The sequence below is a fragment of the Variovorax paradoxus genome, from assembly GCF_009498455.1.
Lineage (GTDB): Bacteria > Pseudomonadota > Gammaproteobacteria > Burkholderiales > Burkholderiaceae_C > Variovorax > Variovorax paradoxus_H.
Genome location: NZ_CP045644.1, coordinates 6,606,377 through 6,621,183, shown reverse-complemented (window position 1 = coordinate 6,621,183; position 14,807 = coordinate 6,606,377). Strand labels below are relative to the sequence as shown.

Sequence of the window (14,807 nt, the reverse complement as noted above, 5' to 3'; positions counted from 1 at the left end):
GGCGGCGATGCCGCAGGCCGCCCGCCGGGCTCAGTTGCGGTCGGCACGCGCAGGCCGCGGCTCGTTGGCGGCCATGGTCGTCGAATCGGTGCTGGGGGCGGGTGTGTTCATCGTGCTAGAACCCGTGCTGCCGGTGCTCGGCGGCGACGACATGGTGCTGCCGCTCTGCGTGTTCTGCGGCGTCGTGCCGGTGGTGCCCATCGGGCCGCCCGTGGGACTTTGCTGCCCGGCCCCGGTGGCGGGATTGGCGGGTGCCGTCGTGGGCGGATTGCCTTGGGCGAAAGCCACGCCCGCCAGGACGAGGGTGCCGGAAGCCAGGAGCGTGGAAAGACGTGAGAGGGTCATGGTGGTCTCCAAAGGAAGATGCCAGCTGCCGAGCGCCGGATTGCAAATCTCATGGCTGACCTTGCGCAGACTAGGCAGGTCGGGGCGGCGTGTTGTCAGGGATGGGCGACCTGCAGCGTAGGAAACGCAGTACGTGGCGCGCTGGCGCGGCCGGGCTGTTGTTGCGTCGCGCGGCGTCGCGCGGCGAGGACGACAGCCGGGGTCGGCCTCCTCCCACATGCGCGCGCGGCGCGCGGGACCACAAAGAAGCCTCTCTCCCTTTGCCTTTGCACTTCTCACGATTTCAAGGAGCCGAGATGGCGAATCCCAATCCCCCAAAGAATGACCCGAACGACCCGAACGACCCGAACGACGACGAAGGCCGCGAGAACCGCTCCGCCGACCACAACAAGGCCGGCCACCAGCCCCTCACGCCGCGCAACGAGCCGCGCCGCACGCCCGAAAGCCGCCACGACCGTGAAAGCCAGCTCGGCAGCGGCAACCAGAGCCAGTCCCGCCGGGGCGGCGGCACGAGGCCATGAGCGCCCCGGCGGGCGCGCGTGCGGCGCCTGCATCGGCGGCCGCCGGCACGACCGCGGTGACGCACCGCACGTTGCAGATCGACGGCGTCGAGGTCTTCTACCGCGTGGCCGGCCCGGTGGGGGCGCCCGTTCTGCTGCTGCCGCACGGTTACCCCTGCTCTTCGTACCAGTACCGCGCGCTGATGCCCGCGCTGGCGGACCGCTGGCGCGTGGTGGCGCCCGATTTCCCGGGCTTCGGCTACAGCGGCACGCCCGATGAACATTTCACGTACGACTTCGACGGCTACGCGGACTTTCTCGACCGCTTCACTGCCGCACTTGAACTGCGCCGCTACGCGCTGTACCTGCACGACTACGGCTCGCAGATCGGCCTGCGTCACGCGATCCGGCGTTCCGGGCGCGTGACGGCGCTGATCATCCAGAACGGCGACATCTACGAAGACACGCTGGGACCGAAGTACGCCGCCATCCAGGCGTACTGGAACGACCCGAGTCCCGCCCACCTCGCGGTGCTGGAGCGCGCCGTGAGCGAAGAAGGCTTTCGCGAAGAGTTCATCGGCGAGGTGGCGTCGCGCGTCGCCCCGCGGCTCGCGCCCGATCTCTGGCGCCTTCACTGGCAGTTGATGAACACGCCCGCGCGGCGCGGCATTGCGCTGGGCCTCATGAAGGGGCTCAAGGAGAACCTGCGATGGTTTCCCCGCTACCAGGAGTACCTGCGCACCTACCGCCCGCCCACGCTGATCCTGTGGGGACCGCAGGACGGCTACATGCCGATCGAGGCCGGCCGCGCCTACCTGCGCGACCTGCCGGACGCGCAGTTCCATTCGTTCGACGATGGCGGGCACTGGCTGCTCGAGACGCACCTGGCCGAGGTGCTGCCGCGGCTGCGCGACTTCCTGGAGCGGCATCTGCCGGTGCCCTCGGCCCGGACGATCGAAGGGGTGCCGGTATGAGCGCCGCCACGATCGCGCGCATCTGGCGCGGCCGCGTCGTGCGCGACCGCGCCGACGCCTACGAGCGCTACCTGCAGGTGGAAGGCATTCCGCCGCTGCTCAAGACGGCCCTCGCGGTGCAGCTGTTCCGCGAAGACCGCGCCACCGAGACCGAGTTCGTCACCACCTCCTACTGGCGCGACGTGGCGGCCATGCGCGCGTTCACCGGGGGCGATCCGAACGCGGTGCACCACCTGCCGCGCGACCCGGAGTTCCTCATCGAACTGCCCGAGCGCGTCGAGGTGCTGCGCATCGTCGTCAACACCTGCGCCTAGACACGGGCCCGGGCGCACGGGCGGTGCGCGCGCGTCACCGCAGCGGCGGCGCACGGTGGCGAGGGCCCTGTCCGGCGTCTGCGCGGCCGCCCAGGGCCTTCACGCGCTGCGGCCGGCGCGGCAGCCAAGCGCCCACGCGCGAGACCCAGCGCAGCACATGGAACACGATGAAACTGCCCAGCGGCGGCCACCGGTTCCAGAACGGCAACGTGTCCTGGCGCACGGGCTCGCAGTGGGTTTCCAGCATGGCGAGGCGCGCGGCCACCTGGGCATTGAACGACCGGCTGATCACGACCACGTTGGCCTCCATGTTGAGCGCCAGGCTCAGCGGGTCGAGGTTGCTGGAGCCGACGGTGGCCCAGCCGTCGTCCACGATTGCGATCTTGCCGTGCATCGGCCGGGCGCAGTACTCGTGCACCTCGACGCCCGCGCGCAGCAGGTGGCCGTAGAGCAGCCGCGCGGCAAAGCGCACCGACTTCATGTCGGGCATGCCCTGCAGGAATAGCTTCACCTCCACGCCGCGCCCGGCCGCGCGGCACAGGTCGCGAAAGAGGCGGTAGCCCGGAAAGAAATAGGCGTTGGCGATGCACACGCGCGAGCGCGCCGTGCGAATCGCCTGCCGGTAGATCTTCTCGATGCCGTCGGGCGAGGCCTTGTCGTCGCGGGCCGCGAACAGCACGGCGGCCGTGCTCGCCCTTGCCACCGGGGCCCGCGGCGGGGCCCCGTCGGTGTTCGCCGTGCGTTGCATGAAGGCGCGGATGCGCCCGACGATCGGCCCGCGCAGCTCCACCGCGTAGTCCTGCTTGGCCATCTCGCCGAAGTCCAGCAGCTGGTCGGCGCAGAAGTTGATGCCGCCGACGAAGGCCACGGCGTCGTCCACCACCACCAGCTTGCGGTGCATGCGCCGCAGCAGGTTCAGCTGCTGGCCGAAGAGCGAGCGGCCCGGGTCGAAGATGCGCACCTGCACGCCGGCCCCGGTGAGCCGGCCGAGGAAGCCCTCGGAGAGCCCGGGCGAGCCGAAGCCGTCGATCGTGAGCACGGTGCGCACGCCGCGCCCGGCGCACCCGCACAGCGCGTCGCACAGGGCCCGGCCGACCTTGTCATCCTTGAGGATGAAGGTTTCCAGCAAGGCCAGCTGCCGGGCCTGGCCCAGGGCCTCGAAGACGCGCGGAAAGAAGGCGTCGCCGTTTTCCAGCAACTGCGCCGCGTTGCCCCGGGTCCAGTCCGAGCGCTTCATGCCGGGTGCCTGCGGGTCAGTGGCGGCGCTTGAAGTACTGCACTTCGCGCTCGTGCCGCTCGGCGTCCTCGCGCGAGTCGAAGGTGCCCAGGTTGCGGCGCTTGCCCGTCTGCGGGTCGACCTTGCGGGCATAGAGGCGGTACTGGCCGGAAGCGAGTTTGCGGATCATCGGAAAGCTCCTTTCGAAAAGGCGGCCGGCCGGCGATCAGAGGTCGGGACGGCGCCGTCCCACCGACGCTAGCGCGCCCGCACCGTCGCCGTGTCAGGCCCGCGCACCGCCTGCGGGTCGGACGAGGCCGGCACGCGGCGCACGCAGGGCACGCAAGGCATGCGGCGCGCGCCGTGGGCGGCGTTGCGAGTTGTTGCAGCCTGCGCCGTGCGCCGCCACGCGGGTACGGAGCTTTCCTACGCCGTGCCCTGCCGTGGCATTCCATCGTGCGATCTCCGTTTCGTTTCTTTCATCCTTTATTCCTTCAACCCATGGAGCCCACGATGCCCACGACCCGACGCAACGAACCCGATGCCTGCAGCCTTCTCGACACCGACCACCGCCACGTGAAGAAGATGTTCAAGACGTACGGCGAACTGGCCGAATCGCGCGCCGCCTCCGCGGAACAGAAGAAGCGCGAACTGGCCAACGAGATCTGCATGGAGCTCACCGTCCACGCGCAGATCGAGGAAGAAATCTTCTACCCCGCGCTGCGCGCCGCCATCAAGGAAACCGACCTGCTCGACGAAGCCGAGGTGGAACACGCCAGCGCCAAGGAACTGATCGCGCAGATCCAGGAGGCCACCGAGATCGACGAGAAGTTCGACGCCAAGGTGATCGTGCTGGGCGAGTACATCGACCACCACGTGAAGGAAGAGCGCAACGAGATCTTCGTGAAGGCGCGCGCGGCGCGCGGCCTCGACCTCGTCGCCATGCGCGAGCAGCTCGCGCAGCGCAAGGAAGAGCTCATGGAAGAACTCGGCGCGATGGCCTGAGCCACCGCGACCGCCCCCTGCCAGCCTCGGCGCCTCTCAGGCCCGCAGGCTGGCCCAGTACTCCCTGACGACGGCCTTGAGCGTGCGCAGCGCCTCGGGGTCGCCCTGCCACAGCGCCGACACGTACGCGCGCGCCTGCGCCATCGACACGTCGGGCGGCAGCGGCGGCACGGCGGCGTCGGTCACCATCTCGAGCAGCATGGGCCGGTCGGCCGCGAAGGCGGCGTCCCACGCGGGGCCGATCGCCTCGGGCGTGTCGACCCGCACTGCGCCCAAGCCCAGCATCTCGGCGAAGCGTGCGTACGGAAAGTCGGGCAGCGTCTGCGAGCCCTCGAACTTCGGGTCGCCGCCGAGCACGCGCTGTTCCCAGGTGACGAGGTTCAGGTCGCGGTTGTTGAGCACCATCACGACCAGCCGGCGGTCGGCCCAGTCGCGCCACAGCCGCGCGATGGTGATGAGGCCGTTGAGTCCGTTCATCTGCATCGCGCCGTCGCCGACCATGGCGACCACTGGCCGGTCGGGGTGCACGAACTTGGCGGCAATCGCATAGGGAATGGCCGGCCCCATCGACGCCAGCCCGCCCGAGAGGCTGGCCTTCATGCCGCGGCGCAGCTTGACGTCGCGCGCGTACCAGTGCGCGCTGGTGCCGCTGTCGCAGGTCAGCACCGCCAGCTCGGGCAGGCGCGGCGACAGTTCCCAGAACACGCGCTGCGGATTGATCGGCGAGGCCTCGACGTGCGCGCGGGCTTCGAGCACGCGCCACCACTGCGCCACGTCGTCCTCGATGCCGCGCCGCCACGCGCCATGGGGCTTGGGCTCCAGCTTCGGCAGCAGCGCCGCGAGCGTGGCGCGGCTGTCGCCCACCAGCCCCAGTTCGGCCGGATAGCGCAGGCCGATCGCGCGCGGGTCGGTGTCGATCTGCACGCAGCGCGCCCGGCCTTCGGGCGGCAGGAACTCGGCATACGGAAACGACGAGCCGACGATCAGCAGCGTGTCGCAGCCTTCCATGAGGCGCGAACTCGCGCGCGTGCCGAGGATGCCGATGGCGCCCGTCACATAGGGCTGGTCGTCGGGCACGCAGGCCTTGCCGAGCAGGGCCTTGGCGATGCCGGCCCCGAGGCGCTCGGCCACGTGGATGAGCTCGTCGGTCGCATGCAGCGCGCCCGCGCCGGCCAGGATGGCGACGCGCTCGCCGGCATTGAGGATGTCGGCGGCCTGCGCGAGCGCGTCGTCGGGCGGCACCTGCGCCGTCGCGGTGGCGCCGATGCCGGTGTGCACCGTGCCGTGTTCGCGCGGCGGAGCCGGCACGGCGGGCAGGTCCTGCACGTCGTTGGGAAAGATCACGCAGGTGACGGCGCGCCGGTCGCGCGCGATGCGCATGGCGCGGTCGATCAGGTGGCGCGCCTGCGTGGCGCTGGTGGCCATCTGCACGAACTCGTGCGCCACGTCCTTGAACAGCGACACGAGGTCGACCTCCTGCTGGTAGTCGCCGCCCAGCGCGCTGCGCTGCTGCTGCCCCACGAGCGCAACCACCGGCTGGTGGTCGAGCTTGGCGTCGTACAGGCCGTTGAGCAGGTGGATCGCGCCGGGCCCGGAGGTGGCCAGGCACACGCCGACCTCGCCCGAGAACTTGGCGTCGCCGGCGGCCATGAAGGCGGCCAGTTCCTCGTGCCGCACCTGCACGAAGTCGAGCGGGCCTTCGAAGCGGTCGAGCGCGCCGATGAGTCCGTTGATGCCGTCGCCGGGGTAGCCGTACACACGGCGCACCCCCCAGTCGTGCAGGCGCTGGATCACGAAGTCGCTGACGGTGGTCTTCATCGGAATGCTCCATGGTGGGAAAAGGTGAACGGCTGCGCCGGCGCAGGCGCAGGTGAAAGCCGGACCTTTCGGCCAAAGCCGCACCCCGCTCACCGGAGAAGGGATGAAGTGCGTGCAGGAGTTGGCTGACGCGCGTGCACCGCACCTTCCGACCGGCGGCGGCGAGGAACCGTCGACCATGGGTGGATGGACGCGATGCTGGAGCTGTTCCGACTTGAACAACCTCCGTGGCAGATGGTGCTGCGGGGAACGGCGATCTACTGGACCCTGTTGATCGTGTTCCGCTTCCTGCTGCGCCGCGACGTCGGCTCGCTGGGCGTGGCCGACCTGCTGTTCGTGGTGCTCATCGCCGACGCGTCGAGCAACGCGATGCAGGGCGACTACAAGACCATCGGCGACGGGCTGGTGCTCATCTTCACGCTGGTCACCTGGAACTACCTGCTCGATTGGGCGAGCTATCACTCGCCGTGGGTGTGGCGCTTTCTCGCGCCACGGCCGGAGCCCCTGGTGAGGCACGGCCACATCGTGCACCGCACGCTGCGCCGCGAGCTGATCACGGTGGAAGAGCTGATGGCAAAGCTGCGCGAGAAGGGCATTGACGATCTGTCCGAGGTCCGTGTGGCGCGGCTGGAGGGCGACGGCGAACTCAGTGTGTTGACCTACAAGAAATCCGGAGGAGCGCAATGACGCCTCGCGACGCGCGCAGCACGAAGTCCGCCACCGTGGCGCTTCATGCCATGGGCGAGGCGACCAACGCCTGCCGCGATTGCCCGCTCGGCGCGCGCGCCACGCAGTCGGTGTTCGGCGAAGGGCCGGTGCGCGCGCGCCTCATGGTGGTGGGCGAACAACCGGGCGACAAGGAAGACCTGCAGGGCCGTCCGTTCGTGGGCCCGGCGGGTCGGCTGTTCGATCGCGCGGTGGCCGAGCTGGGCTGGTCGCGCGACAAGCTCTACGTGACCAACGCGGTCAAGCACTTCAAGTACGAACTGCGCGGCAAACGGCGCATCCACAAGACGCCGGCGCAGCGCGAGGCCGATGCGTGCCTGCAATGGCTGGAGGGCGAGATCGGCCTGGTGCGGCCCGGCGCGCTGCTCGCGCTCGGCGGTGTCGCGGCGCGTTCGCTGCTGGGGCGCCACGTGGCGGTCACGCGCGAACGCGGGCAGTGGCTCGCGCGCGAGGACGGATTGCGTGTGCTGATCACGCTGCACCCGTCGGCGCTGCTGCGCGGCGATCCGGCGCAGCGTGAAGCCGCGTGGGCGGCCTGGCTGAAAGACCTGGCCGTGGCCTCCGAGCTGTTCGAGCCCGTGGCGCGCGAGCGTCGCAAGCGCGCGCCGGCGCTGGCCTGACCGGCTTCAACCCAGAAGGCGCGGCGCCGCCTGCACGACGAGTGCACCGAGCACGCCCTGCGCCGTCGCGCAGTGCCACAGCAGCCGCGTGTTGTCGAGGCTGGCGCGCGCCACGGGCTGCAGCTTGCCGCGCCACGAGCGCGCCAGCACGAAGCCGCCTGCAAACAGCAGCACGGCCGCATGGAAGGCCTCGTAGCCCAGCAGCATGCCGACGGTCGCGCTCCAGGCCTGGTCGGTCGGGTCGAGGCCCGCGCGGCTGTGGCTGGCGAGATCGATCGCCACCGCCCCCAGCGTGCAGCACAGCGCCAGCACCGTGAGCCATCGCAGCGCACGCTGGCGCTGCGGCCGCGGGTCGTCGAGCAGGCGGCCGGCCCATGCGATGCCGCCCGATCCGGCCAGCCACAGCAGCGCGGAGACCAACGGCCATTGCAGCGCGGGCAGCGCGGCGCCCGGCGGCGGGCAGACCTCGGCGGCCATCGCCAGGTGCAGGTGCGAGAACACGAGCGACGAGAAGATCGTCATGTCGACCGCCACCAGCACCACCGTGGCCCACCACGAATGCGAGTTGCGGCCGGTGGCCATCACCGGCAGGTGCACGCCATGCCCCACATCGGCGGTCAGCGCGGACGGCGCCTGGTCGGCCTCCCAGAGCCACCAGAGCATGGCGACGATCGCCACCGCGCCGCAGCCGAAGGCGAGCACCGCCTGCGACACCGTGAGCAGCAGGAAGAAGCCCGCCGTGCCCGCCGCCGCGACCACGGGCAGCCAGCCGTCGGTGGGCAGGCGCAGCAGCTGCACCGGCCGCGCGGCGCGCACGCTGGTCACCAGCGTTTCACGCCCGCCGAAGACCGTGCCCGGCAGCCAGTGGTGGCCGCGCTCGACCTCTTGCGGCAACGACGGCTGCTGCCACAGCGGGTAGGGCGAATCGACCTCGGGAATGCTGCGCACGCCGTAGTCGCGCTGCGGCAGCCATTCGAGCGTGCCCGCGCCCCAGGGGTTGCCGTGCTCACGCTCGGGGCGCCGCATGGTGCGCAGCGCGTCGATGAAGAACAGCAGCACGCCGCCCGCGAGCACGAAGGCGCCGACGGTCGATGCCAGGTTCAGGCCGTTCCAGCCGAGGTCGCCCGGGTAGGTCGCCACCCGGCGCGGCATGCCCAGCAGGCCGGCGATGTGCATCGGAAAGAACGCCAGGTTGAAGCCGCCGAACATCAGGCCGAAGACCCAGCGCCCGGCGCGCTCTGACAGCCTGTGTCCGTTGAACACCGGTGCCCAGTGGTAGAAGCCCGCGAACAGCGGAAAGACCATGCCGCCGATCAGCACGTAGTGCAGGTGGGCCACGATGAAGTAGCTGTCGTGCGCCTGCCAGTCGAAGGGCAGCACGGCCACCATCACGCCCGTGAGCCCGCCGAGCACGAAGATGAAGTGGAAGCCGAGCAGGAAGAGCGTCGGCGTGTCCAGCGTGACGCGGCCGCGCCAGAAGGTGGCGATCCACGCGAACACCTGCAGCCCGCTCGGAATCGCGACCACGAAGCTGGCCGCCGACACCAGCAGCATCGGCACGCCGCCCAGCCCGGCCGTGAACATGTGGTGCGCCCACAGCAGGAAGCTCACCACGCCCACGCCGATGAGCGCCATCACCACCGCGCGGTAGCCCACGAGCGGCGTGCGCGCGCAGGTGGCGACCATCATCGACACCATGCCCGCCGCGGGCAGGAAGATGATGTAGACCTCGGGGTGGCCGAAGAACCAGAACAGGTGCTGCCACAGCAGCGGGTCGCCGCCGCGCGCGGGCATGAAGAAGGGCCAGCCGAAGGCGCGCTCGACCTCCAGCAGCATCGTGGCCGCGATCACCGCCGGAAAGGCGAACACGATCATCAGCGCGCTCACCAGCATGGCCCACGCAAACACCGGCATGCGCATGAGCGTCATGCCCGGCGCGCGCGTGAAGAGCACGCCGATGATGAGTTCGATGGCGCCCGCGATGGCCGAGATCTCGATGAAGCCGATGCCCAGCAGCCACCAGTCGGCGCCGCGCCCGGGCGAGAACTCCTTGCCCGTGAGCGGCGGGTACATGAACCAGCCGCCATCGGGCGCCTCGCCGAAGAAGATCGTGCAGAAGAACACGATGCCGCCGATGGCATAGGTCCAGAAGGCATAGGCCGACAGGCGCGGAAACGGCAGGTCGCGCGCACCGAGCATGCCGGGCAGCAGGTACACCGCCACCGCCTCGACGATCGGCACCGCGAACAGGAACATCATCACGGTGCCGTGCATCGTGAACAGCTGGTTGTAGGTGCGCGCATCGACGAGGTCGTTGTCGGGCACGGCCAGCTGCGTGCGCATCACCAGCGCGAGCACGCCGGCGAGCACGAAGAAGAGCATGGCCGTGGCGATGTAGAACACGCCGATGTGCGTGTTGTTGACGGCCGAGAGCAGCCGCCAGCCGCGCGGCGCCCGCCATGCGCGCTCCAGCGCTTCGCGTTCGCCGTCGGGGCGTTCGGTGGTCGCGTTCATTCGAGATGGCCGAGCCAGTCGGCAATGGACCGCAGCGTGGCGTCGTCGAGGCGCGCGTGCGACGACGGCATGCGCGCGCCGGGCTTCAGCGCCTGCGTGTGGGCGACCCAGGCGGCGCGCCCGTCGGCGTCATTGGGCACGGTGCCCGCGCCCAGGTAGAGCCGGCTGCCGACATGGGTCAGGTCGGGTCCGAGGCGGCTGGTTTCGCTCACGCCGCGCACCGTGTGGCAGGCGTTGCAGCGGTTCGCCAGGAAGGCCTCGCGCCCGCGTGCGAGCGCAGGCGACAGCGCTTCCGCCGGCACGGCGGGGCGCGCCTGCGCGGCGAGCCAGGCGTCGAACTCGGCGGGCGCCTGCGCCACCACATGCAGCGCCATGCGCGCATGCTGCTCGCCGCAGTATTCGGCGCACTGCCCGCGCCACACGCCGGGGCGGTCGGCCTGCAACCGCAGGTGCTGCACGCGGCCCGGCAGCATGTCCATCTTGCCGCCGAGCGCGGGGATCCAGAAGCTGTGGATCACGTCGGCGCTGCCGAGGCCGAAGTACACGGGGCGTCCGACGGGAATGCGGATCTCGTTCGCCGTGACCACCTCCGCGCCCGTGGCGGGGTCGCGGTAGCGCACCTCCCACCACCACATGTGGCCGGTGACGCCGACGATGAGCGCGTTTTTCGGCGGCACGGGCTGCCACGGCGGGCGGTGCCATTCGCTGTAGGCGAACAGCGCCGTGAGCACCACGACCGGAAACACCACGCCGCCGCCGAGCAGCCACAGCCGCACGTTCAGCGTGCCTTCGCGGCGGCGCACCGCCACCACCAGCAGCGCCATCACGCCGAGCAGGATCAGCGCCGCGCCCGCGCTGAGCAGGCCGGTGACGCCCAGCAGCGTGTCGGCGACCGGGCCGGCCGAGTGCAGTGCCGACTGGGGCGTGGCGCCGGTCATTCGAGCGCCAGCAGGTAGGCCGCCATGTCGCGCGCGTCGCTGGGCGAGACACCCATCGCGGGCATCGGCGTGCCGGGCACGAGCGCGGCGGGGTCGGCGATCCAGTGCGCGAGCGTGTCGGGCCGGTTGGGCACGTGGCCCGCGATGTAACTGCGCCGGCCGAAGGCGGCGAGCACGGGGCCGGTCGTCTGCTGGCGGACGGCAGCCACGCCCGGGATGGCATGGCAGCTGCCGCACTGGTACTGCGCGAGCAGGCGCTGGCCCGACAGGCGCTGGTCCGGGGACGCATCGCCGTAAGGCAGGGGGCGCTCGCCGACTTCGCAGCCGCCGGCAAGTACGGCGAGCAGCAGAAGCCCGGCGGCCGTGCGGCGGGAAGGCAAGGCGTGGGCTGCGCAACGATCGGCGGCGGGGGCGGCCATGGGCGGATTCTGCGAGTGCGGACGCGGCTTGCGCCGACACGGCGGCGCGGGTGCGCGTCGGACAATGCCGCCAAATGGGGACGACCAAGACGTTTCTCCTCACCGTCGCGGCGCTGGGCGCGGCGGCGCTGGCCGGCGCTGCCTGCGTGGTGCTCGGCGGCCTGTACGACGTGGCCGCGAACACGCCGCACTACCAGCCCGTGCACACGCTGCTCGAGACGGCGATGCGCCAGTCGGTGCGCCTGCGCGCCCGCGACATCCGTCCGCCGCCGCTGGACGACGCGCAACTGGTGACGCGCGGCGCCGCCTGCTACCGCGCCAAGTGCGTGCAGTGCCATGGCGCGCCGGGCGTGGCGCAGGGCGACATCGGCAAGAGCATGCAACCGCTGCCCGGCCCGCTGGTGGATGCGCGCCAGCGCTGGCACGCGCGCGAGCTCTACTGGGTCACGAAGAACGGCATCCGCATGAGCGGCATGCCGGCCTGGGAGTACCGGCTCTCCGAGGACGACCTGTGGGCGCTCGTGGCGTTCCTGCAGCAGCTGCCCGACATGACGCCGCAGCAGTACGAAGCCCAGGCGCAGGCGGGCGAGGTGACGTTATCGCCCGGTGCGTCATCCGGGCCGACGTGTGCGCCGGGGCCGCGCGCCGGCGACGGCATCGGCGACAGCGTCCGGCGCGGGCAGCGGGCACTGTCCCAGTACGCGTGCAATGCGTGCCACGTCATTCCCGGCGTCACGGGCTCGTCGCCGCATGTGGGGCCGTCGCTGGCCGGAGTCGCACGGCGCGACATGATCGCCGGCCAGCTCGCCAACACGCCCGAGCACATGGTGCGATGGCTGCGCCACACGCACACGGTCGATCCGCGCACCGCGATGCCCGAGATGGGCGTGACCGAAGCGGACGCGCGCGACATCGCGGCCTACCTGGCGACGCTGGATTGAGCGGGGGTGCGTGAGCGCCTCGATGATCGCCATGTGCTCGTCGAGCTGCGTGGACGCTTCACGCGGATACTGGTCATACAGTTGGACCCCATGCCGAGGAGTTTCCGTTGACGATTGCCAGCCCCACCTTCCTGCCCCCGGCGCCGGGCACGCCCGCGTCGCTCGCGCTCGTCGCGCAGCCGCTGACGCGCGAGGCCTTCGCCGCGTTCGGCGACGTCATCGAGAGCGCGCACAGCCGCTCGATGTCGATCAACGCGGGCATGACCACGCGCTTCCACGACCTGGCGCGCGTCGACCCGGGCCCCGGCGACAGCCGCGTGCTGGTGAACATCTTCGAGACGCAGCCCTATGCGATGCCGCTGCCCGTGCGCATGCTGGAGCGCCACCCGCTGGGCAGCCAGGCCTTCGTGCCGATGGACGGCAGCCGCTTTCTCGTGGTCGTGGCGCCGGCGGGCGACACGGTGCGCGTGGAAGACATTCGCGCCTTCGTCACCGACGGGCGGCAGGGCGTGAACTATGCGCGCGGCGTCTGGCACCACCCGCTGGTGGTCACGCAGCAGACGGCCAGTTTCGTGGTGATCGACCGCGGCGGGGTCGGTCCGAACTGCGACGAGATCTTTGTGCCGCCGGGGTGTGAGGTGCGCGTCCGTCTTGCGGACTGAGCGGGCTCAAGGGGCTCAACGGGCTCAACGCTCGCTGGAACCGCGCCGCGGCCGCCATCGCTGATGCGCGCCCGCCACACGCCGTCGCGGCGGCTGTGACCATTCGCGGCAATATCGTTACGGTCTGTTGAGCGCGGCGCACACGCCGCGTTTTTTGCAGGGCGCCCCGGGCCGACGGCCTCCTCGGCTTGCGCCCTCGCGACACCTGCGCGCTTCCGAGACAAACGCGATCGCGCGGCATGCCGGCGTGCCGGGGCGCCCGGTTCGTGTCAACCCCCCGCCGCAGCAGAACCAATGTAGGACTTCGCCCGGTCCGCGGCCCAAAAGTAAATGTGAAGTTCGCACATCTTGTTTCTCCCGGAAGCAGCTCGGACCGCGCTTTGGGCGTAACTTTATTGCACCGCAGCACGAAAAATCGAAGGCGCGGAAGAGGGGTGGGGAGGCTTGAGTCAGTCTCTTTCTTCACCAAAGGGGTGTGCCGTTCAAGGCCCGCCGTCGATGTTTTCAAGAGGTGGTTATGCCAGTGTCCAGACCCATTCCTTCTGCGTCGAAACCGCACGCGGCCGTGCATGCCAGGCCGCGTGCCGTGCGGGGCCGGCGGCGGCGCCAGCGAGGCGCCCTCGTTCCCAGGCTGGCGGGCTATGCGCTGCTGGCCTTCGTGCTGTGGCTCATGGTCGCCACGCTGGTCGAGCCGCTGCTGTCCTCGCAGGCCACGCGCGCCGTGCTGCAGGCGCCGGTCGGCATCGTCACTTCGCCGATCAATGGCGTGGTGACGCAGATGGCGGTGCGCTCGGGCAACGCGGTGCTGCCCGGCACGCTGGTGGCGACCGTGCGCAACCCGACCGTCAGCCAGGAGATCCTCACCACGCTGACCACGCAGCGCCTCGGCCTGCAGAGCCAGATGGCGCAGCTGGGCAACCAGTACAAGTCCGACAGCCAGGAGATGCGCTCCATCGGCCAGCAGGCGCAGGTGACGCGTCAGGCTTCGCTGGCGCAGACCTGGGACGCCTGGGAGATCGCGCAGCGCCAGCGCGACGTGGCGCACAGCATGGTCGCCGAGCAGGAGAACAAGGTGCGCACCAACGAGGCGCTGCTGAAAGAAGGCGCCATCAGCGAACAGGTGATGAACGCGTCCGAGGCGCAGCTGAGCACCGCCCGTGCCGCTGCGGCGGTGGCCGAGCAGGCCTTCGCGGGGCAGGCGCAGACCGTGGCGAGCGCGGGGCAGGGCGCCTTCGTGGGCACCGGGGGCAACAGCCTGTTCCAGACGCTCGCGAGCCGGCGCGAAGCGCTGCGCAACAGCACCGACCGCGCGCGCCAGGACGGCACCGCGATCTTCAAGCAGCTCAAGGAAATCTCGCAGCTCGAGGAAGAAGAGCGCCGCCGCGTCGAAAAGCTCGCCGCCTACGAAGTGAAAGCCACCCAGCCCGGCATGGTGCACACCGTGCTGACGCCCGAAGGCGCGTATGTCACGGCGGGTGCGTCGCTGGTGCGCGTGACCGATTGCAGCCGCATCGGCGTCATCGCCGTGTTTCCCGCGCGGCTGGCCAAGCGCCTGAGCGTCGGCTCCATGCTCGATGTGAAGGTGGCGGAGAACGTCGCGGTGCCGGCGCGCGTCGAGCAGTTGCTGCCCGTGGCCTCCGATGCGCTGCAGAGCACCTACAGCGTGCCCTTCCCCTTTGCGGAGCAGGGCTCGATCTATGCCGTGGCGCGCATCGAGGCGGCCGAGCCGCCGCAGTCCGCGGACGGCAGCCGACAGACCTTGTGCGTGCCGGGCAAGGTGGTCTCCGCCAGCCTTGCCAAGGCCTGAGCGCACAG

The 14,807-nt window shown here is 70.6% G+C and carries 16 protein-coding genes; 9 read left to right on the top strand and 7 right to left on the bottom strand.

Annotated elements, in window-relative coordinates:
- Positions 1-30: 30 nt before the first annotated feature.
- Positions 31-345 (bottom strand): proteophosphoglycan ppg4, encoded by a 315-nt coding sequence (locus GFK26_RS30720; RefSeq protein WP_153285295.1) that lies wholly within the window; start codon positions 343-345, stop codon positions 31-33.
- A gap of 296 nt (positions 346-641) precedes the next feature.
- Here GFK26_RS30720 and GFK26_RS30715 point away from each other — a divergent pair, with 296 nt between their 5' ends.
- The 3 genes from GFK26_RS30715 to GFK26_RS30705 are packed head-to-tail and all read left to right on the top strand — an operon-like array spanning position 642 to position 2,133.
- Positions 642-866, top strand: a complete 225-nt coding sequence (locus GFK26_RS30715) for a hypothetical protein (protein ID WP_153285294.1) — start codon at positions 642-644, stop codon at positions 864-866.
- A complete protein-coding gene (locus GFK26_RS30710; RefSeq protein WP_153285293.1) occupies positions 863-1,819 on the top strand; it encodes an alpha/beta fold hydrolase in 957 nt (318 codons plus the stop codon). The genes GFK26_RS30715 and GFK26_RS30710 overlap by 4 nt, the downstream gene beginning before the upstream one ends.
- Positions 1,816-2,133, top strand: coding sequence for a hypothetical protein (locus GFK26_RS30705; RefSeq protein WP_153285292.1), 318 nt, complete (start codon positions 1,816-1,818; stop codon positions 2,131-2,133). The genes GFK26_RS30710 and GFK26_RS30705 overlap by 4 nt, the downstream gene beginning before the upstream one ends.
- A gap of 34 nt (positions 2,134-2,167) precedes the next feature.
- Here the strand turns inward: GFK26_RS30705 and clsB are convergent, their stop codons facing one another.
- Both clsB and GFK26_RS30695 read right to left on the bottom strand, forming a co-directional pair.
- Entirely contained in the window at positions 2,168-3,370 is a 1,203-nt protein-coding gene (clsB, locus tag GFK26_RS30700) for a cardiolipin synthase ClsB (protein WP_153285291.1), read from the bottom strand.
- A gap of 16 nt (positions 3,371-3,386) precedes the next feature.
- Positions 3,387-3,539, bottom strand: a complete 153-nt coding sequence (locus tag GFK26_RS30695) for a hypothetical protein (RefSeq protein WP_153285290.1) — start codon at positions 3,537-3,539, stop codon at positions 3,387-3,389.
- A 323-nt stretch (positions 3,540-3,862) separates the two neighbouring features.
- Here GFK26_RS30695 and GFK26_RS30690 point away from each other — a divergent pair, with 323 nt between their 5' ends.
- On the top strand, positions 3,863-4,354 hold the full coding sequence (locus GFK26_RS30690) for a hemerythrin domain-containing protein (protein WP_153285289.1): 492 nt from the start codon (positions 3,863-3,865) through the stop codon (positions 4,352-4,354).
- 36 nt (positions 4,355-4,390) lie between these two features.
- Here the strand turns inward: GFK26_RS30690 and GFK26_RS30685 are convergent, their stop codons facing one another.
- On the bottom strand, positions 4,391-6,172 hold the full coding sequence (locus GFK26_RS30685; protein WP_153285288.1) for a thiamine pyrophosphate-requiring protein: 1,782 nt from the start codon (positions 6,170-6,172) through the stop codon (positions 4,391-4,393).
- A gap of 186 nt (positions 6,173-6,358) precedes the next feature.
- On the opposite strand from GFK26_RS30685, the gene GFK26_RS30680 reads away from it, so the two are divergent.
- Positions 6,359-6,859 carry a DUF421 domain-containing protein gene (locus GFK26_RS30680; protein WP_153285287.1) on the top strand — a complete coding sequence of 167 codons (501 nt, stop codon included), beginning with the start codon at positions 6,359-6,361 and terminating at the stop codon, positions 6,857-6,859.
- Positions 6,856-7,518: a UdgX family uracil-DNA binding protein gene (locus GFK26_RS30675; protein WP_153285286.1), complete on the top strand. Its 663-nt coding sequence runs from the start codon at positions 6,856-6,858 to the stop codon at positions 7,516-7,518. The genes GFK26_RS30680 and GFK26_RS30675 overlap by 4 nt, the downstream gene beginning before the upstream one ends.
- Positions 7,519-7,524: 6 nt before the next feature.
- Here the strand turns inward: GFK26_RS30675 and ctaD are convergent, their stop codons facing one another.
- Genes ctaD through GFK26_RS30660 form a run of 3 tightly spaced genes read right to left on the bottom strand, consistent with a single transcriptional unit; the run spans position 7,525 to position 11,389 of the window.
- On the bottom strand, positions 7,525-10,032 hold the full coding sequence (gene ctaD, locus GFK26_RS30670) for a cytochrome c oxidase subunit I (RefSeq protein ID WP_153285285.1): 2,508 nt from the start codon (positions 10,030-10,032) through the stop codon (positions 7,525-7,527).
- On the bottom strand, positions 10,029-10,970 hold the full coding sequence (locus GFK26_RS30665; protein WP_153285284.1) for a cytochrome c oxidase subunit II: 942 nt from the start codon (positions 10,968-10,970) through the stop codon (positions 10,029-10,031). The genes ctaD and GFK26_RS30665 overlap by 4 nt, the downstream gene beginning before the upstream one ends.
- Positions 10,967-11,389 carry a c-type cytochrome gene (locus GFK26_RS30660; RefSeq protein WP_153285283.1) on the bottom strand — a complete coding sequence of 141 codons (423 nt, stop codon included), beginning with the start codon at positions 11,387-11,389 and terminating at the stop codon, positions 10,967-10,969. The genes GFK26_RS30665 and GFK26_RS30660 overlap by 4 nt, the downstream gene beginning before the upstream one ends.
- 74 nt (positions 11,390-11,463) lie before the next feature.
- On the opposite strand from GFK26_RS30660, the gene GFK26_RS30655 reads away from it, so the two are divergent.
- The 3 genes from GFK26_RS30655 to GFK26_RS30645 all read left to right on the top strand — a co-directional run bounded on the left by GFK26_RS30655 (position 11,464) and on the right by GFK26_RS30645 (position 14,799).
- Entirely contained in the window at positions 11,464-12,330 is an 867-nt protein-coding gene (locus GFK26_RS30655) for a c-type cytochrome (protein WP_153285282.1), read from the top strand.
- A gap of 107 nt (positions 12,331-12,437) precedes the next feature.
- Positions 12,438-12,992 carry an ureidoglycolate lyase gene (locus tag GFK26_RS30650; protein WP_228121812.1) on the top strand — a complete coding sequence of 185 codons (555 nt, stop codon included), beginning with the start codon at positions 12,438-12,440 and terminating at the stop codon, positions 12,990-12,992.
- A 517-nt stretch (positions 12,993-13,509) separates the two neighbouring features.
- Positions 13,510-14,799 carry an HlyD family efflux transporter periplasmic adaptor subunit gene (locus GFK26_RS30645; RefSeq protein ID WP_153285281.1) on the top strand — a complete coding sequence of 430 codons (1,290 nt, stop codon included), beginning with the start codon at positions 13,510-13,512 and terminating at the stop codon, positions 14,797-14,799.
- The last annotated feature ends 8 nt before the right edge of the window (positions 14,800-14,807 follow it).